We start from the raw sequence: 20,757 nt of genomic DNA, 5'->3' as shown, positions 1-20,757 counted from the left end.
TTGAGCCATGGGGACAGACCCCCTGGCCCACTTTCAAAACGAGCCAAGGGACCTGTCCCCCTGGCGCAGCCTCACACTATAAAACCTCATCGCCAGCAGGCTGCCTTCCGCCTCGAATACGCCTGCTGCTATCATTTTCTTCAATCGATATTCAAGAAAGTCGTCTCCTACATACTGATCCAAACGCCCAAGCACGTCGCCAATCAGCCTTGCTGATTTCATGAAATCCTTTTCCTTTTGCTTGGCATGCAGCTTTTCGGCCCTGCTTTTTATAAATGTATCATAGTAGTCTTCCGGAAAGCTGTGGATCAGTTGGTTCCTCCATACTCTTAAATTTGCCCGATCTTCTGAAAGTGTCAGCCACTCTTTTTCCAGATGTTCTCTATCATGGTCTGTTAACCATTTTCCAAATGGGCTTTCCCAGATCAGCTGAAGTATCTCAGGGGATATTTCCCCTGTGTGCAATGGAGTAAATTTCACTTTTTTGTCTGGAAACATTTCTTCACCCGCTTTTGTTGTGTTGATCGCGGAGATATCTATATTTTTCCCCTTCAAAAGATACACAACATACTGCAATCCCGTCTGCTCGTGGGCATTATCGCCATGCCAGATAATGATATGAGAGCCATCAGGTATATCCTGTATCTGTCTGATCGTCTTCTCAAACTTATTTCGATATTCGGGATATTCCTCATAATCATCACTGATCAAATCCTTCATCCATTCTATCCTGTTTTCTCTCCCGCTCTCTTCATGCAGCATCCAAACAGGACCAACTGAAAAGATGTCCCTAAAAAACACAACCCTCTCCTGCTCATAAATACCCATATCCCTAAAGGCATTTTTCAAAGATCCAGCAGGGGACTCCCCAAACAAAATATGTATGCGATTCAAACCTCTCTCTTGTCCCATGCTTGACCTCCTTCCCTTGAGCCAGGGGGACAGACCCCCTGGCCCAGTCTCAAAACGAGCCAAGGGGTCTGTCCCCATGGCTCACATCACCGTATCTTCTCCAGCTCGTCCAAAAAAGCGGGCTTTCTTTTATTATCTTCTGCCAGCCTTTCAATGATTTCAGCCTGCTCCGGCTTCCCGGCAAGTTTCTTAAAATGAATTAACTTCCGGCAAACCTCCCGATACTGGCTTCGATTGGATGCAGATTTTGCTTCATTATAGATATATGCCCTGTAAATCCCGGTAACTTCTTCCTTATAATGTTTTGCGAGCTTTCCGGCATATCTTTCAATATAGCTGGGATTTTTCCGGACAAAGATCATAAGCTCTTCCGTATCGTTTTCCTTTTCTATCAATTGAAGCAGCAGGCGTTCACTAAGCCATCTATTATTCCCCTTCAGCTCTTCCTTAAGCTCCTCATAAAACCGTTCATTCTCTTTTCCAAGCTCTTTCAATTCCCCGTACATGCCAAAGTCGCCATCTAAAAACATCTCTCTCGCCAATGATTGCTGCTCTTCTTTCCTTCCGAGGTCTTTATACGCTTTGTAACGGTATTCCTTCCACTTAGTTACCAGTCCAGGATACTCTCTATCCTGGTCCTCTCCATCCAAAGAAACTTCGATGACTTTTTCATAATGACTTTCCACTAGATATTTCTCCAGCAGCTGCTTTCTAAAAGAGGAAAAGTGCAGGTGCTCCTGCATAAACTCATCGCTTCCTCCGCCGGCCCATACTGATCAAGCAGCTGGTATAATAGCTGAAGCAGGTTTTCCTTCCTGTATTTCGAATACCTATCATCCGGCGCTTCTCTTAGTAGCTGGGACTCAATAATATTTCTTAATTGTTCTCTATAATAATCAGTCGAGGCAAATATCAGACAAATTTGGAGAAGGTCAATCTGGAATTCGTCCCAGCCTTCAAACATGTTACTATTTGCAGCCTTTAATAGCTTGTAGAACACCACTTCTCCCTGGTCACTTCCAGCTGCATCCATGGCGATTTCCTCAATCTTCTCGAGAGTCCCCTTGATTAGAAAACCAACGTCCCCATCTGAATCATCTGTATATTGAAAGGAAGCTTTAGCTTCCTCCAGAAGTAACAAAGAAATATCAGCAGCCAGCTCCGGATCACTAACATCACCCGCTTTTTCGAGGACTGTTTCCAGCTCGACCGTAAACCGGCCAGCGTTCCTGGAAGTAATGAACCCGTCCCGGCCTTTATACTCCCTCACAATTTCCTTGATCAGCTTTTTGAATGCCTTCAGCTCTTGTTTGCTGTCTCCCTTTACATATTTCAATAAGAGTTTTCTTTCAAGTCCCTCATCATAATAGGCGGCTTCCAGAAGAATTTGAACCAATTCTTCCTTTGATAAATCAGCCAGGACCTCTTCCAGAGCGGGAACTTTCTCAGTTTTTTTCATTGCCCTATGTTCCTGCTTAACTCCATCCAACATTTCCGCCAGCTGGTAAAAAGCTGCAGCCTGGTGCTTACAGATCGGGCCATAATTATAGGGACAATCACATTCGGAATCGGCAATCTCCCCATCTTCCTTAATCTCAACCCAAACCTCATAAAAATCCGTCCCCTCCGCTTGGAAAAAATACTTATTTCCAGCATTGGTTTCTATATGCTCCAGGCGCCCGTCTATATAACAGTCATGTCCTCTGTCGAGAATCGCGGCATCAATTGCACTTTTGAAATTACTTAAGTTCATGTTTCACCCTCCCTTATGAGCCATGGGGACAGACCCCCTGGCCCATCTCAAAACGAGCCAAGGGGTCTGACCCCGTGGCTCATCTTACCATCACCCTATGACTCCATATTTTCTGTTTCGCTGGTCTCTGTCGAATATCCTCCTAATAATCCTCTTTTCTCTTCTTTGAGCCAAGGGGACAGGTCCTCTGGCCCATTTTAAAAAGAGCCAAGGGACCTGTCCCCTTGGCTCATCAGTCACAAAACTCCTCCTTCAACCGTCATAAGAATGAATTTAAAACAGGAGGGATATTTATGACTCAAAATCATTGGGATGCTGTCATCATAGGCGGCGGTTTAGCCGGCCTTGTTTCAGCAGCTGTTTTAGGAAAAGCAGGGATGAAGACTCTGCTGCTTGAAAAAGCGAAATCTGCCGGGGGACGCGCGAAAACGGATATCATCAGCGGACAGTATTTTAATATTGGACCGCATGCCCTTTATAAAAATGGCAAGGCTGTGCCCATCCTCAAAGAGTTGGGTGTAGAGATCAATGGCAGTGCGCCTAAAATAGGCGGTTTGTTAATGGATGGCAACGAATCTTTTACGGCACCATTTTCACCAACCGGGGTCCTGCAGTCAAAGCTTCTAAATTGGAAAGAAAAAATAGAATGGATAGGGATTCTGCGCAGGATTCAGAAGCTGAAGCCAGGCCAATTCAGCAAGCTCACCTTCCAGCAGTTCGTGGACGAAACAACACAGGCTCCTAAAATCCAGAAGCTTCTTTTTACACTTGGACGTCTTGTGAGCTATTCCCATGCCCCCGAACAAATCAGTGCGAGCGTCATGCTGGCCCACATGCAAATCGGCATGGGCGGTGTGATTTATGTGGATGGCGGGTGGCAATCCATCATTGATCAGCTGTACAACCAAGCCGTGACCAACCATGTACAGATTCAGACCAGTGCAAATGTGAAGCCGCTGACTGCTTTGGACAACGGCCAGTGGCAGATCACAGTATCCAATCCGGAACCGATCTATTGCAGTAACATCATTTATACCGGCCCCCCTCAAGCACTGAGTGGTCTGCTCGGCGAATCCAGCCAGCTCCCTTTCAATCAATTTGAACCGATCAAAGCGGCTGCATTGGATGTTGCATTAACCAGGCTTCCCAATCCGGAAAACTTATTTGCCATGGGAATCGATGCACCCTACTATTATTCTGTTCACTCCAACTATGCCCGGCTGTCAAAGAAAGGAGAAAGCACCATTCTCCATGTGCTGAAATACCACCATCCCAATGAGTCCATTGATGCTACTGAAGAAAAAAGGAAGCTGGAGAATTTTTTAGAGGTATTACAGCCTGGCTGGCAGAAATATATCATTACGAAGAGATGCCTTCCGCAAATAACGGTGAATGGCCGATTGCCAATGGTCAATGACACATCATTATTTACCCGCAGCTCCGCCATCCTCCCCGGGCTCTACGCTGCTGGAGATTGGGCCTCGCCTTCTTTCATATTGTCAGAGGCGGCAGCGGAAAGCGGAAAACAGGCCGCTCTGGAAGTGATCGATAAAGAAATGAGGATCAAGCATGCAAATTAGCGATGAAGATTATGTACTGTATAAGCCATTATTATTTTCTCTCGGCTACCGCATGACCGGCTCCGTCTCAGAAACAGAAGATCTGATCCAGGAAACCTTCCTCCGGGCCTACCAGCTGCCTGAACTGGAGGTTGAGAACAAAAAGGCTTATTTATGCAGAATGATGACAAACCGCTGCATCGATTTTTTAAGATCTGCCAAGGTAAAAAGAGAGCAGTACGTCGGTCCCTGGAACCCGGAACCCCTCCTGCAGTCCGGAGACCAGCGCACCGATCCGTCGGAAATCCTCATGGAAAAGGAGTATTTAAGCATCGCCTATTTACGGATAATGGAGCATCTCACCCCTCATGAACGGGCTGTCCTGCTGCTGCGGGAGGCGTTCGGCTTTTCATATTCGGAGATTAGCAGAATGATTGAAAAAACGGAAGATAACTGCCGCAAGCTGTTCAGCCGCTCCAAACTGAAAATGGCGGCAGCCGAAGGAGAAAGCCTGGATTATCAAAAGAACCTCTCATTGATCCAGCGCTTCATCCTCGCATTCCAAACAGAACGTACAGAAGACCTGCTCGAACTCATCTCAGAAAATGTCACACTCTACTCCGACGGCGGCGGAAAAGTCAAAGCAGCCGTACGTCCGATTCTGACCCGCCAGCGGGTATTGGCCTTCTTACAGGGAATTACACGCAATTTATCCAATGAAGTGCAATTTACCCTCACCACCGTCAATGGCCAGCCTGCCATGGTCAACTACATGAACGGCCGCATCCACAGCACCATAAGCTTTTCGATTTTTGAAGATCGTATTGCGGAGATTTATATTACTATGAATCCGGAGAAGCTGGGGGGATAGAGCCAGGGGGACAGACCCCTTGGCTCACTTCAAAAAGAGCCAGGGGGTCAGACCCCCTGGCTCAAAATTGAATTGGACTATACAGGCCGAAAATAATAGCCACAACGAATGAAAGAATAACGACAATAGCCATTTGCTTACCTGTTTTATAAAAGATGATGCCCAGAACCATATACATCATTAATTCTTCTATATAAGATACATACACATAAAATAGGCCAATGCCCAGGGAAAGGCCTAATAAAAGTCCCATCGGGAGAGCCGGCAGGACAAAAGCTAGACGTGGGTCATTCTTAGCTATCCAAACAATCATAGCCAAGAAAGGAGATACGATGGCTATACTGCCCCACAGAAGAAAATAACTCGTTGGAAAAAAGCCGAATAAATAGGCAGAATACACATAATAACTTATCAGCATGCCGATGAAGAACAGGAACGTATTCAGAGCCACTCGTAACAATGTTTTACTATACGCTGCCAAAATGGTCCCGATCAATACCCAAATGCCGGGCCTTGTAAAAATATCCCCTGAATAGCTTAGGATATAGTTACCCCAGTGCCCATCAACAGAGACTGTATCTAAATACTTGGCGATTGCCCCCAGTAATATTCCAAAGACGAGACTTAAAACAAATCCTGGTATCTTTCTAATTAACTTAATCATTTGGCACCTCAATATGGGACGGAGCCCTCGTTTTGAACCACCGGGACAGACCCCCTGGCCCAGTCTCAAAAAGAGCCAACGGACCTGTCCCCTTGGCTCATTCTATAAATATCACTTTACCATAAAGAATTTTATAAAAGGAAAAACTTTCTTTAATTGTAAAAACTTTATATCGAAATAACAAATATCTACGAGCACATGATATGATAAATACAAACTTTTCAACTACAAAGGTGAGCGATAATGAAGCATACTGGTAAAATCATCGGAAGTTTGAGTTTGTTATTATTTCACTCCGTATATATCCTCTATTACTATCTCCGTGATAGAGAAGTAGAGCCTCTGGATTTGTATACATATCCCTTATTAATCTGGTTTGGCTATTGGGCTGGCAAACAGTATGACAAAGTGAGATTTTATTCGGAGAAAGATGAACTGACAGGGACATACAATCGAAGATATATCTTAAGCAACTTTAAAAAACTATCTAACCTAACAGAAAAAATGAACAATAAACTTTTCGTAGTAATAGTTGATTGTGATAATTTTAAAGTGATTAATGACACCTTTGGGCATTTTACAGGCGATATGATTTTGACTAAAATCAGCAAAGCACTTGCTGAAACAGCAAGACAAAGTGATATCGTCGCCCGCTGGGGTGGTGACGAATTTCTGCTCATCGGACAATCCAATGACGAGACAGAAATGCAAACCGTTCTGCAAAAACTCGAAGAGAAAATAAAAGATTTATCTAAGGAAGTAAAAATGCCTATTACACTTTCTATTGGATCTGCCCTCTATCCAGATGACAGCAAAAATTTATTTGAATTAATCAAGATTGCGGACCACCATATGTATGGCAGTAAGAATTCAAAGAAAGCCTTGTAGGAGCCAAGGGGACAGACCCCCTGGCCCACTTCAAAAAAAGAGCCAAGGGGTCTGTCCCCTAGGCTCAACTTCACTCAACCACCGTATAATTACCAATCTCCATATCTATCACATACTCAGGCTTCTGCGGCTTCCCGCCATTCTCTTTAATCTTATTCCTATGCCCCGCAATATGCTCCGGACTCTTCTCCCATGCTTTCCAAGCTTCTTCTGACTCCCAGCGGATGATCATTACTACCTCTTCTTCTCCGCGGCGGGCATTCTTCACCATCAGCTCACGGCCAATGAATCCTTCTCGCTGCTCAATCAGTGATGGCCCCTCACCAGGCTTCTTCTGAAACCTATCGAGAATCTTATCAGCATTTCCTTCTGTCAATGTCCATTTGCGTATCTGTACAAACATTTATATCCCTCCAATTAGTAAGCCATAGGGACAGACCCCTTGGCCCAGTTTCAAAATGAGCCACGGTACCTGTCCCCTCGGCTCACTTCACCCTAGATACCGTCAGACCGTCCCCAATCGGCACCAGTACAGATTCCAATCTCGGGTGGTCTGCAACAGCTTGATTGAACTTTTTCATAAATTCAGTATGCCGTGTTGGTTCTATATCCTCATCAGCCACCGTACCTTTTGCTAGTACATTGTCACAAACAATCAATGCTCCCTTTTCTGCCAGCAGGATGCAATGCTCCAGATAGTTTTCGTAATTCTCTTTATCTGCATCAATAAAGAAAAAATCGAATTTCTTATTATCTCCCACAAGCAGTTCCAGGCTCTCCAAAGCTGGTCCAGTCAAATACGACACCTGACCGCCAAAACCTGCTTTTGCCAGATTCCTATGTGCCAGTTCTGCATAACTTTCCACCAGTTCAAGTGAAGTCAATCTTCCTTCGCTGCCGAATCCCCTGGCAAGGCAGATTCCGCTGTACCCTCCAAGCGCCCCTATTTCAAGTACATTTTTAGCACCTGAAATCGAGACCAGCATCGTCAGCAGCTTTCCTGTGGATGGTGAGACAGAGATAGACCGCATCCCATTTTCCACGATGGATGAAAGAACTTCCTCCAGCAGTGCATCCTCCTTATAGAATACCGAATCAATATAATCATTTATCTTCTTCATAAAATCACTCCCCTATGTGCCATAGGGACAGGTCCCGCGGCACATTCTCAAAAAGAGCCAATAGAACCGACCCCCTGGCCCTGTCTCAAAAGAGCCAACGGAACCGTCCCCCTGGCCCAGTTTCAAAAAGAGCCAATAGAACCGACCCCCTGGCCCAGTCTCAAAAAGAGCCAACGGAACCGTCCCCCTGGCCCAGTTTCAAAAAGAGCCAACAGAACCGTCCCCCTGGCCCAGTCTCAAAAAAGAGCCAAGGGAACCGACCCCTTGGCTCACTTTTATTTCAACTCAGCCAATACTTCTTCGATCTTTGAAAGTTCGGACTGGAGTCCGCCGCCGCTCAGGTACCATAGCGGGCCGTCGAGGTATACGATTTTCTTGTTTTTGTAGGCTTCTGTTTTCTTGATGATGGCATTTTCCATATCGGCTTTGATGTTGGAGTCGCCGCCAACGGCTGCTGTGCGGTCGATTACAAATAATACCTGCGGATCAAATTCCAGTAGTGCTTCGAAACCGAAGTTTGATCCGTGGGATGAAGCTTCGATATCTTCTGTTACCGGCTTGAAGCCATATTGATCATAGATGTAGCCGTAACGGGAGTTTGTAGCAAAGCCGGACAATTTCCCTTCGTTATACATGGTCACTAAAGATGTTTCATAGTTTCCAGACAGCGTTTTGACTTCCTCTAAAGCTGTATCGATCTTCGCCATATATTCTTCTGCTTCAGTTTCTTTTCCAAACATTTTCGCTGCCAGGTCAACAGATGACTGGAATGTGCCCCAATAGTCTTCCTGTGAAGTTCCAACAAATACGACCGGTGCAATTTCGCTCAGCTCTTCATAGAATGGTGACTGGCGTCCTGAGATGAAAATGACGTCCGGGTCAAGCTCGGCAACATCTTCAAGTAGCGGCTCTTTTAAACTGCCCACACTTGTATATTCGTCAGAAGTATATTTTTCAAGCTGATCCGGCAAGGAAGAGTCTTTTGCAACCCCTGTGATTCCTTCAACGCCGAGTGCATCCAATGTATCCAGGAAACCGTAATCAAAGACAACGATGTTCTCCGGCATTTTTTCAAATGTTATATCTTCAAAGCTGTACGGTTCAGCGCCCTCTTCCCCTTCAACAGAAGCCACCGTCGGAGATACCGTCATTGGATAAGCACCATTTTGCTCAGCTGCTGCCCCGGAAGTTTGCTCACCTGCAGGCTTAACTTCTTTTTCCCCTGAGGCTTCCTCATCGGATCCACATGCTGCAAGCATAAGTGAAGCTGCTAGTAGTGCACTCGCGATTTTCCATTTTTTCATCTGTCGTTCTCCCCTTGCTATGTATTTGGTATTTGATGATGATAATCATTATCACTGATAACAATTCTCATTATAGAGCCGGTAAATCTCAAAGTCAACTAGATTTATAAATAATTTTGATTTTTTGTAAAAAAAAGACAATCGTCGCAAAACAGCCTTCTAGTAGACTATTTTGCAGAGACTGCCCAGAAATTTTTCAAGCATGTGAATTAAAATAAACACAGATACGACATCCATTCTGCTCCTGAATAGGAATATCCATATCGTAAATTTCCCGCAATGCATCAGAGTTGATAATCTCATGGGTCTTCCCGTTTTTCACAAGCTTCCCATTCTTCAAAGCGACAATGCGGTCCGAATACACAGACGCAAAGTTAATATCATGGAGCACAATGACAACCGTTTTTCCAAGCTCATCGACCAGCCTGCGCAAAATTTTCATGATCTGGACAGAGTGCTTCATATCAAGGTTATTGAGCGGCTCATCAAGCAAAATATAATCCGTATCCTGCGCAATGACCATGGCAATGAACGCACGCTGCTTCTGCCCGCCTGACAGTTCATCCAGAAACTGATCCTGCATTTCCAGCAGATTCATATATTCCAGCGCCTGCTCAACAAGTTTTTCATCCTCTGCTGTCAGGCGGCCTTTTGAATACGGGTAGCGGCCAAACGAAACCAGCTCGCGCACGGTCAAACGGACATTGATAAAATTGGACTGCTTCAAAATGGAAACGCGTTTGGCGAATCCATTTGACTTCCATTTTTTAATGTTATTTTTATCCAGCAGAACTTCACCTGTATCTGAATCCAATAGACGGCTTACCATCGAAAGAAGCGTCGATTTCCCGGCACCGTTCGGCCCGATGAATGACGTAATCGTCCCCGGCTCGATTGTGACCGACACATCCTCCACAACAGGCTTTTTGCCAAAATGCTTTGTGAGTCCTTTGATTTCTATCATCCTGCTGACCTACTTTCTTTTAATAATAAGTAAATGAAGTAAATACCGCCGACAAAATTGATAATCACACTTAATGTGGTGCGCAGTTCAAAAATATGTTCCACAAGGAACTGCCCGCCGACCAGGGCAATGATACTGATCAGGCTGGCACCCAAAATCAGCACTGAATGCTTATAGGTAACCAGAAATTGATAAGAAAGATTGGCTACGATCAGGCCAAAGAAGGTAATCGGCCCCACCAATGCGGTCGAAGTGGCAATCAGCACGGACGACAGGATGAGGATATTCATCACCATGCGGTCATAATTGATGCCAAGATTCATCGCATTGTCGCGTCCGAGCGACATCACATCCAGCTGGCCCATGATGCGGAATCCGTAAATGAACGCCACAAGCAGAATGCCGGCTGCAATCATTAATAAATCAGATTTCACATTGGTAAAAGTCGCAAACAAGCGGCTCTGAAGGCTTAAATATTCAACCGGATCGATGATAACCTGCAGGAAAGTCACAAGGCTGCCGAGCAGTGTCCCGATGATCATCCCGATCAACAGAAGCAGATATATAGGATATTTGTCAGCTCTGAATAAGAACCGATAGAGCAGCAGCGCAAACAGGACCATCGCAAAAATCGCTGTGCCGAAATTCAAATATTTATTGAGCACCCAGACAGACATTGATCCGCCGAAAAAGTAGATCAGGGTCTGCACCACTTCATACATGGAGCCAAGCCCCATCATCGAAGGCGTCAGGATGCGGTTATGGGTGATCGTCTGGAACACGACGGTCGAATACGCAATCGCGGTTCCGGTTATCACCATGGCCGCTATTTTCATCATCCGCCTTGGGAAGGCGTAGTCGAAGCCGCCTTTAATATCGTAAAAAGCATAGAATAATATACTAACAATGGCCAGCACGGCAAGGAATATCAGTTTCGTACTATTTTTTCGCATATGCTCTCCCCCTAAACAGCATAATTAAGAAGATCGCACTGCCGATGACTGCCACTGTTACATTGACCGGAATCTCGTATGGATGGATCACAATCCGCCCGATAATATCGCAAATGAGCAGGAACACAATCCCCAATAAAGCGGTATGCGGAATGGATTTGCGCAAATTATCGCCCAGATAAAGCGAAACGATATTCGGCACAATCAGCCCAAGGAACGGAATGACACCGACTGTCAGCACGACAGTTGTGGAAATGATGGCAACCAGGATCAGCCCCAGGTTCAGCACAACCTTATAGCTCAAGCCCAGATTCTTCGCAAAATCCTCGCCCATGCCTGCCACTGTGAATTTATTTGCGTAAATATACGCCAGGATCACCGCTGGAACACTTATGTATAAAAGCTCATACCGGCCGGAAATCACTAACGTGAAGCTCCCCATCAGCCAGGAAGAAATATTCTGGAGCAGGTCTGCTTCATAAGCAAAAAACGTCGTGATCGAGGATAAAATATTTCCATACATAATCCCGATCAGCGGCACAAAAATAACATCCTTGAACTTCACCCGGTCGAGAATCTGCATGAAAACAAATGTCCCCGCCAAAGCAAACGCAAAGCTGAACAGCACCTGCTGCGTATACGTCACATTCGTAAAAAACAGCATCGAAATCAAAATCCCCAGCTTCGCTGCATCCAGCGTACCGGCCGTCGTCGGCGACACAAATTTATTCCGGCTCAAAGACTGCATAATCAAACCGGCAATACTCATCCCCGCCCCAGCCAAAATAATCGCCATCAAACGCGGCACCCGGCTGATCAGGAAAATCTGCGCCTCATCCGACTCCCAATCAAGCAAATCACCTATCCCAATATCAATCGCCCCAATAAAAAGCGACACACCAGACAACACAAAAGCTGCAATTGCCAAAACCCATAGTTTCATAGCTAATCCTCTTAATTCTCTGTCTCTATAAACAGTCATTTCAGTTGATAATGATTATCATCCTTAGTTAGTTTTTATTATATGACAAGGATTGGGAAAAATCAAAGGGGAATTTGGCGGGTAGGGTGTGTGGCCCAGGGGGTCAGGCCCTCTGGCTCGTTTTGAGCCAAGGGGTTGGGCCAAGGGGTCAGGTCCCTTGGCCCACTTTTCCAAATGAGCCACGGGACCTGTCCCTGCGGCTCAACCTAATCTCTGAATAATGCTTCTCGATACCCCCGTAACTCTCGATAATTGCCGGTCCGAGACTCCTTCTAGTTTTCTTAATTCTCTTAAGATCGTATTTCGCTGAGGTTTATTCATTTGCTGCAGCATACTGGTATGATGAATTCCGATTTCTCGTATATAGCTGATCAGTTGTTCATCTGTTTTGCGTGAACGCGGGTTATCCTCCAGGCATTCATCCTGGTTTAGTGCATTCATATATTCTTTGAATAAGGTTATGGATTCGTCTTTGTTTTGGGAGAATAATTTAAGGGCAGCCGCGGTGTTTAATGCGCTTGATGGAGATGTATATTCATTGATACTGGTCCATTTACTGGAGAATGCAGTCCTGGCCAGACCAGCTTTCAGAGGGTTTTGGTGTATATAGCGGATTACTTTGAGGAAATAAGGTGTGGTTTCAACATTTTCACTTCGGAACCGGCCTTGAAACAGATGGCCGCTGCGATCATATTTAGTGTTATACCAATAAACATAGCTAGAGCTGAGGTTTTTGATTATATCTGATAAAGTTATTTCTTTTTCTTTCAGCAGCAGGTGAACGTGGTTATCCATAAGGCAGTAAGCAAAAAGATCGAAATCATATTTCTTCTTATACTTCAATACCGTATAAATGAATCGCCTCCTGTCTTCATCATCTTCAAAAATCGTCTGCTTATTGATCCCCCTTAACATGACGTGATATATTCCGGTCATACTCTTCTTCCTTGCCTGTCTAGGCATTTGGCACCTCCATTCTTTAGCTGCAGGGACCAGCCATCCAGCCATGCAGTCCCTGGCTTTCATAATACCTATTCGACCAGGAGATGAAAACTCCCTGCATTTTTGAGCCAGGGGGTCAGGTCCACTGGCCCATTCTTAAAAAGAGCCGAGGGGTCTGTTCCCCTGGCCCATTTTCAAAAAAAGCCAAGGGGTCTGTTCCCCTGGCCCATTTTCAAAAAAAGCCAAGGGGTCTGTCCCCATGGCCCATTCTCAAAAAAAGCCAAGGGGTCTGTCCCCCTGGCTCATGGTGTCGCTCTAAACGCATTGACATTCTTATCGAGAACAACCTGCCCTTCTCTTCCCGAATCAAGGATAGTATTTTGAGACGACTCTTTTTCTACCAGTACGGTTGTTACGGTAAGCGGCTCTGATGCTTCGGTTGTCAGCAGGGCTTCTACTTGTGCAGAGAAACAGGAATCACTTGACTTGGCATCTACTCCTGTGGCAACTACATGATTATTGGAGATATAATTTCCACTGCCCGATACAATCCGTATGATGACTGGTGTGGCACCTGCCGGCTTGATGTGCTGGATATTGATGACTTCAGAAAAGTGATTGGCCATGACAGAATTATGATTGCCATTGATACAGAGGAGGCCATACAGATCATCTAAACCATTGTCTTTTCCTACAAAAGGGGTCCAGGGTTCATGGTCACGTAAAAAGTGATTGGAAGAAATCAGATTTTCCGAGCAATTTTCCTTGAATACCACCATTCCCGGATAAAAGGAATGAAGTCTATTATTTGTGATGCTTGAACGTGTCACACCATCAAAATAGATGCTGCTCGCACCTCTCGGAAAAACATTATTCGCTGTTACCAAAAGCCCGCCAAAATTTTGGGCGTAAATGGAATACCCTTTAAAACCGGCTCCGATCAGGTTGTCGGTTATTTTTGAAGCCTGGCCCCAGCCTCGCAATTCTATGCAGCTGCCGCATTCAGCTATGAAATTATCATGTATGGTCAGAGCATCTGCATGATAAATAGTAAGTCCATGCTCTAAATACACCAATCCCATGCCTGTAATCCGAAAAGAGTCACAAGCACCCGCAACATAGATCCCCGTCTTTCCGTTAGTATACGTGTTTTCCGGATTTGCTTCACCTGAACCATCATCAATAAAATGCAAACCATCAATACAAAAGTCAGCAAACTCCACCGAACTTATACGGGGATTACCACTTCTTTCAACATAAAATGCAGCTCCTTTAAACTCCTCTTCGTTCGCACCCACGGGAATATCTACAAGTATCCGGCTTCCTCCCGGCCATAATTCATGCAAATCCGCCCATTCATTCTCAGGAGTATTAAAACGAATACTCGAAGACGTAAACCCGTGACCAGAACCCATAATTTTAAGAAAACTGATATCTATAACCACCTGGCTGGCAAGACGATAATCCCCCGGCGGAATATAAATAACCGCACCCGGCTTTCCGCCTTTATTCACATCATTATCCGTTTGCCGGCTTTTAACATCTGCAATAATACTATTGATTACCCCGCCAATATCCTCATACGGATTACCGACAGGCCACTCTGTTACATCGTAGTAATTTTTGCTGGCCATCATCAATCCTCCTATCAATTTAGTGTGTTTGTTTGTAACTTTTCGAAGGCTCAACGGACGGTAATAGTATAGAGCTTGTTCGGCTGCTGCACATTCGCCTTAATTCCTCCTTACCTGATAGCACCTTTTGTTTACGCTTACAATTCATTAGGACTAAAGCTATACAGTATCTATTCTAAAGCCCGAAAAAAGTATTTGAAATTCTAAGTTCTTTTGAAAAGGTCATATATATTTAGAATATCATGAGCCAGGGGGTGAGCCACCGGGACAGGTCCCGTGGCCCAGTCTTCCCATGAACCCAAAAAGAGCCAAGGGGTCTGTCCCCCTGGCTCACTTCCGATACTTATCCTCAATAACTTCATATCTTTCGTGGTTAATCTTATCCCACTCAGTTTTCTTATAATGAAGCCCTTTTAGTCTACTATTAAGGGAATCAGGATCATATTCCCGAAAATACATCGTTTCTGCCCAAACTTTCATGTCCTCATGTTCAGGATGCTTCTCATCCCGATAAACTTCTAGAAATTCATAGAATCCAGGCAGCCCGCCCACATCTTCAGGTGGTGCTGTTTCTGCTCCATCAAGCAGGGTTGGAAAACCAAAGTAGTAGTCATCGATAGTCTGCTCAAGCTTCACGTTGAAACGCCAGCCGTCACCAAAATCATAGGAATATTTGATTTCCTTATATTTTTCCAGATAATCATCGATTTTTAAACCGCTAGGCTTGCGCACTTCAATCTTCAATCTTTCCTGATAATTCTTCTCAAAATCTAACATTTCCACCGGCATTGATTTAAGCCGCTCTGCATACATGGCCTTGTTTTTCTTAAAATGCTGATGCTCAAGATAAGCTTCTTCATTATCTGTAACAATCCTCTGGTCCTCAATCAGGTCAAACTCAAAAAGATGATAACCGTCATAAGGATAACCACTTCGAAAATTGGTCACATTCTGGATGACATCATGGAGCCTCTTATACGTCGCTCCCGCTGGCATGATGACTTTTCTCCATATTAATGGATTTGACCCTTCTAATTCTATTCTTAGAATATATGATTTCAAGTTATATTCGCCTCCATACTATTGGGTGGTGAGCCAGGGGGACAGGTCCCGTGGCTCATTCTGAAATTATGAGTAGCCGAAACAAACAGTGTTTTCTTTATTATACCCAATAAAGCGGAGCCATAGGGACAGGTCAAGTGGTTCAGTCTTAAAAGAGCCAAGGGGTCTGTCCCCTCGGCCCAAAAATAAAAGCCCCCCAACCTGCAGGGACTTCTTAATATACAAGAAACGGCTTCATTTCGTCTTCTGTTAAATCTTTTGGCTCTACTCCATGTTCTTTACAGTATTTATCTAACGCTCTTATTTTCACTTTTGGGGATTCGGTAGATGCCGGGAATGCAAATACACCATCTGGGAAAGCATTATCAAACTTGTCGATATCTCTGCGCATAATATCACTCCTGGCAATAGTATGCACATCTGGCGTTCTTTTAATATGTCTCAATTTGAATTTGAGTCCTGCCACCATAATACACCTCCCGGAAAATATTGCTTGACCAGCCTACTAGCTGCAATGTCATCAAACATAATATATTGCCCAAACGTCTGTCTGGCTCCCATACTCATATAAAAAGGATATTTGCTGCTCTTGGATGTAAGTCCTACATACCCATCATACCCTTTATCTATGCTGTACCAACATGCAAATGCTATGAGAATTCTTCCCACATTAATATTTGAGCGCTCTTCGTTTAGTACACCCTTTATAAACTTTTTGTTTTGCGGAGCAGATTCAATTATATCTACATCTACACAAAGAAAGTCTTCATCAGGATTTTCTTTTAAAGCAATAAGACCTTCTACAAAGTCGGGATTTTTGTTGGTAACTAACCCGAATACCCTAAAACCATGCGATATTGGGTGGAGCCAATTAAATTCCCAGCCATAATCAGAAAGGTACCGGTTACCCTTTATTTCTTCTTTTCCCACTTCTCGAAAATAAAAAACAACTGGCTTGTTTGTAGCTGCATCTAATAGCATAGCTAAATCCACTTTCTTTTAATTGTCCTTCTATTTTAACATAAAATATGATAATTAACTGTGCCTTATTGGAAAATTATTCAAGTGTATTCTTATGCTAACAAGAAAGCAGAAGAAAGTAATAGTGTTTTGTTCCTTGCTTTTGTAGCCCAGCCTCAAAAAAGAGCCAAGGTACCCGCCCCCTCGGCCCAAAACCGCCCTCCGCTCAAAAAGAGGATTTCCTCCCCAATACCTCGAAACTATTACCAACAACGAAAGGAGAATCCCAATGAAACCACCTATTGCAAAACGAATCCCCCACCCGCACAACCTGCATGGGGATGTGCGAGAAGATGATTATTATTGGCTGAGGGACCGCAACAATCCGGAGGTCATTACTTATCTCGAGGAAGAAAATCGATATTACGACGAGATCATGCGTCCGTTGGAGGAACAGACTGAACAGCTTTATCAAAGCATGGTTGACCGTGTTCCTGATTCAGAAGTGAAGGTGCCGGTGCAGCATGGACCGTACTTCTACTATTCTTTTTTGGACAAGGACAAGCAGTATCCGATTTATGCACGCAAGAAGGCAGCAAACCGCGAGCAGCTGCCGGAAGCGGCAGAGGAAATCATACTGGACCTGAACAAATTAACCGCTGAGGGTGATTATTTAAGTGTAACGCTGCAGCGTATAAGCACAGATCATAACCGCCTGGCTTATTTGGAGAATCGTGATGGCACTGACCGGTATACCATTTATGTAAAGGATCTGGAGACAGGTGAGCTTCTTCCGGACAAAGTACCGAATGTATTTATACATGGCAGCATGGAGCTGAGTGAGTGCGGAGAGTATATTTTCTACATAACGGTTGATGAAAGTCAGCGGCCATACCAGCTTTGGAGGCATCGCCTTGGAAGTGAAAACAGCAGTGATGAACTGTTATATGAAGAAAAAGACATAACATTCTCTTTGTATGTGTCAAAATCGCAGAGCGGGAAATATATTTTTGCACATTCCAGGTCAAAAACGACGAGCGAGGTTCGCCTGTTGGATGCAGCTTCTCCGTTGACTCCTTTACAGCTAGTAGATGAGCGCCGGGAAGGGATAGAGTATAGTGTCGAGCATTGGGAGGATGACCTGCTCATACTGACAAATGAGGATGCGCTGAACTTCCAGCTGCTTCGCTGCCCGGCTGATGACCTTTCTGCACGGATGAAGGTTGTCGGGCATTGCGAGGATCGTTATCTGCAAGCTATGTACCCATATCAGGATACGCTGCTTCTTTTTGGCCGGGAGAACGGACTGACGCAAATTTGGGTACTGCACGATGGTGAGATGGCTCGAATAGAATGGGATGAGCCCCTCTTTACCGTATCCGTTTTGCCCGGTCAAAGCTACGAAACAGCAGAGGCACTTCTCCAATTTGAGTCCTTGGTTACGCCAAAAACAACTTACGGGCTAAATCTTCTTACGGGCGAGAGGAATTGTTTGCAAGTTGCGCCTGTCAGCGGTGAATATGATCCGTCCCTCTTCCAGCAGGAACAGCTGTGGGCGTCTGCCGAGGATGGAGTCCAAGTCCCTCTAAACGTCGTCTATCAGGAAGGTGCGCTGGATAATGGACCTGCACCGTTGATTCTGTATGCATATGGATCTTATGGAGCAAACAGCGATCCTCGTTTTGATCCGTATCGTCTGCCGCTGCTGGAAAAAGGGGTCATCTATGTCACGGCACAAGTGCGCGGCGGATCCGAGATGGGACGGAATTGGTATGAAGACGGAAAGATGCAGAACAAGCGGAACACCTTCACCGACTTCATTGCTGCGGGGAAATTTCTTATTGAAAAGGGCTACACATCCTCAAGCCAAATGGCAGCCTATGGCGGCAGTGCGGGCGGCTTGCTCGTCGGCGCAGTGGCCAATATGGCCGGTGATCTGTTCCAGGTGGCCGTGCCGGCAGTTCCATTCGTCGACGTCGTCACAACCATGCTTGATGCAACCATTCCCCTCACCACCCTGGAGTGGGATGAATGGGGCAATCCTGAAAATAAAGAAGACTATTTCTATATGAAATCTTACAGCCCTTATGACAATGTTGAAGCCAAGAACTACCCGCACATGTATATCACAACCGGTTTGAACGACCCTCGGGTTGCTTACTGGGAACCGGCCAAGTGGGCTGCACGCCTAAGAGCCTTGAAAACGGATAACAACACCCTAGTCCTCAAAACCAACATGGGTGCCGGCCACTTCGGTGCCTCAGGCCGTTTCAACCACTTGAAGGAAACCGCGGCTTGTTATGCGTTTATTTTGGATAAGATTAGGCCATAGGTAGGCCATAGGGACAGGTCCCTTGGCTCAAAATCTAAAAGAGCCAAGGGGTCTGTCCCCTTGGCTCTAAATTGCGGGCCAAGGGGACAGACCCCTCGGCCCAAACCTGCAAAGGGGCCAACCCCAGCCGGCCTGCCCCCCCATTCCTTCATTGTAAAGTATTCATCAGCTCATAGAAGTACCCCGCCTCATGCGTCTTATTAAGCTTGAACCATGCCTGCAATGTTTCCGGCTTGCAAACATCAAGCATCTTCAAGACCTCTGACGCAAATTCCAAGGGAGCTATGCCTGAAGCGGTAACCAGATTCCCATCTGCCACTGCGGGCTCGAATTGATACAGCGATTCCCCGGCATAAAGCGGGCAGACGGCTTTCAAATAGCCTGGATCATTGCTTGTGTGCCTCCTTGTGTCCAGCAGCCCCTTATTTGCCAGGCCCATGGTTGCGCCGCAGATGGCGGCAACAATAGTTCCCCTCTGCAGCCCGTTAGAGGCTTCTTCCAGGATGGACTCGTGAATGGGCTCAAGCCAGGTATCCCCGCCCGGAAGAATCAGGATATCTTGGCTCCCCAAACTGAACTCTTCCATAGATAAATCAGGCTGTATGGTCACCCCTCCCATTGTTTTTACAGGGTTTTTGTCCGCACCTACGGTCATCACCTCTATTGGCGCCACCCCTCTCCTGAAATACCTGCCCGAATTCAGTTCGGCAATCAAATACCCCGCTTCCCAGTCTGACATCGTATCAAAAACATAAAGATAAGCTTTTCTTTTGTGCATCATCAGATCTCCTCTACCAGTCATTAGAGGCCCATTATAAAAAAACTTCACTGACAGCCCGCGCCAGTAAAGTTTCATTTCTGATAGTGATCAGCCAATTCATATAAAACCTCCACCAATTTCTTCTTCATGCTGTCCGGTTCCAGGACTTTAAGAGACTTGCCATACGGCAGGAGCAGATGCGCCACATAGGTATGCAAGGCTTCTTTTTCCAAAATAAACACAGCCCTTTCTGAAGTGCGCTCTGCCAGATGATGACCTAAAAACCAATGCCGGCATAAGTCATCCAGTGCTCCGGTTCTGCCGCTGATAACAAAAGGCACAAACTCCTGCGTTTGTTCTTTCTCCGGAAGCAGGTTCTTCATAAAAAAACCGCTGGCTGAAAAATCTGCTGGACGGTTAAAGCTGGTTCCGATTTCAGCCATACCGGCAATCCTATCGACCCTGAAACTGCGGATTTCGTTCCTCAGATGGCAGAATGCCGCCACATACCAGCGGCCGTTCCAATAAATGATTCCATAAGGGTCAATCTTCCTACGCTTAGGCTGGTCTTCACGAACCGTATAATAGTCAATTTCCATAGAAACCTGGTTGATGACCCCATGCTCGAGCTCCCTCAAAATGGCATCCTCAGGCAGACCAGCGGCAGAACCGATCACATCAAGCCCCTCCACACGCCGCCGGACCATACTTTCCTGCTCTGGCGTTGAGTACATGGACAGCTTTGATGCTGCTTTATCCAATAGCTCCCCTGAAAAATACCCAGTCTCTTTCGCCAAAGCAGCTGCCTGAAGCAAGGCAGTTTGTTCCTCCGCACTAAACAGGAGAGGACTTTCAACGAATTGGTGTAAAAGCGTATATCCGCCATGATGGCCGGCCTCCGCGATAATCGGGACACCACTGGCACAAAGAGCATCAATATACCGGTAAACCGTTCTAATATTAACCTCCAGCTTTTCAGCCATCTGCTTCGCAGTAGCCTTCCTCCCCGAACTCAGCATCCAGAGAATCTGCATCATCTGATCCATTTTAGCCATCTAATCCACCCTCGTAATTTATAATCACCATTCCTATCATT

The 20,757-nt window shown here is 45.4% G+C and carries 21 protein-coding genes; 4 read left to right on the top strand and 17 right to left on the bottom strand.

All coding sequences use genetic code 11. The features are described 5' to 3' along the window. Positions 1-33: 33 nt before the first annotated feature. The 3 genes from N288_RS04150 to N288_RS24225 form a co-directional block, all read right to left on the bottom strand. Entirely contained in the window at positions 34-912 is an 879-nt protein-coding gene (locus N288_RS04150; RefSeq protein WP_022543422.1) for a DUF1835 domain-containing protein, read from the bottom strand. A gap of 86 nt (positions 913-998) precedes the next feature. Next, entirely contained in the window at positions 999-1,598 is a 600-nt protein-coding gene (locus N288_RS24230; protein ID WP_009791996.1) for a hypothetical protein, read from the bottom strand. Further along, a complete protein-coding gene (locus N288_RS24225) occupies positions 1,598-2,665 on the bottom strand; it encodes an SWIM zinc finger family protein (protein ID WP_009791997.1) in 1,068 nt (355 codons plus the stop codon). Before N288_RS24225 ends, N288_RS24230 begins: the two co-directional genes overlap by 1 nt. 293 nt (positions 2,666-2,958) lie before the next feature. Here N288_RS24225 and N288_RS04140 point away from each other — a divergent pair, with 293 nt between their 5' ends. Both N288_RS04140 and N288_RS04135 read left to right on the top strand, forming a co-directional pair. After that, positions 2,959-4,245, top strand: a complete 1,287-nt coding sequence (locus N288_RS04140; protein WP_009791998.1) for a phytoene desaturase family protein — start codon at positions 2,959-2,961, stop codon at positions 4,243-4,245. Further along, positions 4,235-5,095, top strand: a complete 861-nt coding sequence (locus tag N288_RS04135; protein ID WP_009791999.1) for an RNA polymerase sigma-70 factor — start codon at positions 4,235-4,237, stop codon at positions 5,093-5,095. The genes N288_RS04140 and N288_RS04135 overlap by 11 nt, the downstream gene beginning before the upstream one ends. Before the next feature lie 61 nt (positions 5,096-5,156). Here the strand turns inward: N288_RS04135 and N288_RS04130 are convergent, their stop codons facing one another. Further along, positions 5,157-5,759, bottom strand: coding sequence for a hypothetical protein (locus N288_RS04130; RefSeq protein WP_009792000.1), 603 nt, complete (start codon positions 5,757-5,759; stop codon positions 5,157-5,159). Positions 5,760-6,002: 243 nt separating this feature from the next. Between N288_RS04130 and N288_RS04125 the strand changes: the two genes are divergently transcribed. After that, positions 6,003-6,647, top strand: coding sequence for a GGDEF domain-containing protein (locus tag N288_RS04125; RefSeq protein ID WP_009792001.1), 645 nt, complete (start codon positions 6,003-6,005; stop codon positions 6,645-6,647). Positions 6,648-6,717: 70 nt separating this feature from the next. Here the strand turns inward: N288_RS04125 and N288_RS04120 are convergent, their stop codons facing one another. From N288_RS04120 to N288_RS04070, 11 genes are all read right to left on the bottom strand, one after another. Then, the gene (locus N288_RS04120) at positions 6,718-7,050 is read right to left on the bottom strand and encodes an antibiotic biosynthesis monooxygenase family protein (protein WP_009792002.1); all 333 of its coding nucleotides are present in this window, start codon (positions 7,048-7,050) and stop codon (positions 6,718-6,720) included. Positions 7,051-7,132: 82 nt separating this feature from the next. Further along, positions 7,133-7,768, bottom strand: coding sequence for an O-methyltransferase (locus tag N288_RS04115; protein WP_009792003.1), 636 nt, complete (start codon positions 7,766-7,768; stop codon positions 7,133-7,135). A 275-nt stretch (positions 7,769-8,043) separates the two neighbouring features. Then, the gene (locus N288_RS04110; RefSeq protein WP_022543420.1) at positions 8,044-9,072 is read right to left on the bottom strand and encodes a siderophore ABC transporter substrate-binding protein; all 1,029 of its coding nucleotides are present in this window, start codon (positions 9,070-9,072) and stop codon (positions 8,044-8,046) included. Positions 9,073-9,268: 196 nt separating this feature from the next. Beyond that, positions 9,269-10,036, bottom strand: a complete 768-nt coding sequence (locus tag N288_RS04105; protein ID WP_009792006.1) for an iron ABC transporter ATP-binding protein — start codon at positions 10,034-10,036, stop codon at positions 9,269-9,271. Next, the gene (locus N288_RS04100) at positions 10,033-10,989 is read right to left on the bottom strand and encodes an iron chelate uptake ABC transporter family permease subunit (RefSeq protein ID WP_009792007.1); all 957 of its coding nucleotides are present in this window, start codon (positions 10,987-10,989) and stop codon (positions 10,033-10,035) included. Before N288_RS04100 ends, N288_RS04105 begins: the two co-directional genes overlap by 4 nt. Then, positions 10,976-11,932: an ABC transporter permease gene (locus N288_RS04095; protein ID WP_009792008.1), complete on the bottom strand. Its 957-nt coding sequence runs from the start codon at positions 11,930-11,932 to the stop codon at positions 10,976-10,978. The genes N288_RS04100 and N288_RS04095 overlap by 14 nt, the downstream gene beginning before the upstream one ends. 240 nt (positions 11,933-12,172) lie before the next feature. Further along, on the bottom strand, positions 12,173-12,934 hold the full coding sequence (locus N288_RS04090) for a transposase (RefSeq protein ID WP_035401604.1): 762 nt from the start codon (positions 12,932-12,934) through the stop codon (positions 12,173-12,175). 281 nt (positions 12,935-13,215) lie between these two features. Continuing rightward, positions 13,216-14,547, bottom strand: a complete 1,332-nt coding sequence (locus N288_RS04085; protein ID WP_022543418.1) for a right-handed parallel beta-helix repeat-containing protein — start codon at positions 14,545-14,547, stop codon at positions 13,216-13,218. Positions 14,548-14,877: 330 nt separating this feature from the next. Continuing rightward, positions 14,878-15,609 carry a plasmid pRiA4b ORF-3 family protein gene (locus N288_RS04080; protein ID WP_035401607.1) on the bottom strand — a complete coding sequence of 244 codons (732 nt, stop codon included), beginning with the start codon at positions 15,607-15,609 and terminating at the stop codon, positions 14,878-14,880. Positions 15,610-15,823: 214 nt separating this feature from the next. Beyond that, positions 15,824-16,078 carry a hypothetical protein gene (locus tag N288_RS04075; protein WP_009792013.1) on the bottom strand — a complete coding sequence of 85 codons (255 nt, stop codon included), beginning with the start codon at positions 16,076-16,078 and terminating at the stop codon, positions 15,824-15,826. Next, on the bottom strand, positions 16,051-16,590 hold the full coding sequence (locus N288_RS04070; protein WP_009792014.1) for a hypothetical protein: 540 nt from the start codon (positions 16,588-16,590) through the stop codon (positions 16,051-16,053). Before N288_RS04070 ends, N288_RS04075 begins: the two co-directional genes overlap by 28 nt. Before the next feature lie 268 nt (positions 16,591-16,858). Between N288_RS04070 and N288_RS04065 the strand changes: the two genes are divergently transcribed. Continuing rightward, positions 16,859-18,901 carry a S9 family peptidase gene (locus N288_RS04065; RefSeq protein WP_022543417.1) on the top strand — a complete coding sequence of 681 codons (2,043 nt, stop codon included), beginning with the start codon at positions 16,859-16,861 and terminating at the stop codon, positions 18,899-18,901. A gap of 148 nt (positions 18,902-19,049) precedes the next feature. Here the strand turns inward: N288_RS04065 and N288_RS04060 are convergent, their stop codons facing one another. Beyond that, positions 19,050-19,679: a type 1 glutamine amidotransferase family protein gene (locus tag N288_RS04060; RefSeq protein WP_009792016.1), complete on the bottom strand. Its 630-nt coding sequence runs from the start codon at positions 19,677-19,679 to the stop codon at positions 19,050-19,052. 74 nt (positions 19,680-19,753) lie between these two features. Beyond that, entirely contained in the window at positions 19,754-20,716 is a 963-nt protein-coding gene (locus tag N288_RS04055; RefSeq protein ID WP_009792017.1) for a helix-turn-helix transcriptional regulator, read from the bottom strand. Between the last annotated feature and the right edge of the window lie 41 nt (positions 20,717-20,757).

The sequence above is a fragment of the Bacillus infantis NRRL B-14911 genome (assembly GCF_000473245.1).
GTDB classification, from domain to species: Bacteria; Bacillota; Bacilli; order Bacillales; family Cytobacillaceae; genus Bacillus_AB; species Bacillus_AB infantis.
The sequence above is the reverse complement of the archived record's forward strand: the minus strand, read 5'-3'. Positions and strand labels throughout refer to the sequence as shown.